Origin of the sequence: Stenotrophomonas sp. SrG (assembly GCF_050031795.1) — a bacterium.
Taxonomy (GTDB): domain Bacteria; phylum Pseudomonadota; class Gammaproteobacteria; order Xanthomonadales; family Xanthomonadaceae; genus Stenotrophomonas; species Stenotrophomonas rhizophila_A.
In genome coordinates, this window is record NZ_JBNBBE010001180.1 from 1 (window position 1) to 238 (window position 238).

A 238-nucleotide genomic window follows, 5' to 3' on the forward strand; every position below is an offset into this window, starting at 1 on the left:
GGATATGACGGTGATGCCCTGCATCATCCGCGGCGTGTCGCTGCGGGGCGGGTCGTCGTCTTCGGCCCCGCGTGCGCGGCGCGAGCAGGGCGGGGAGCGACTGGGCGGCGACTGGAAGCCGCGGCCCCTGGACGCAATCTGCACCGGCGAGATGGCCCTGGAGGCAGTGCCGGCCGCGGTCGCGCGGATTCTGGCTGGCGGCGCGCGGGGCCGCACCGGGGTGCGGATCGACGGAGCG

1 pseudogene is annotated in these 238 nt (G+C 76.1%); it reads left to right on the plus strand.

Annotation, left to right across the window (positions count from 1 at the left end):
• Positions 1-238 (plus strand): annotated as a pseudogene (locus ACQG3P_RS23175) (oxidoreductase); the annotation flags it as partial.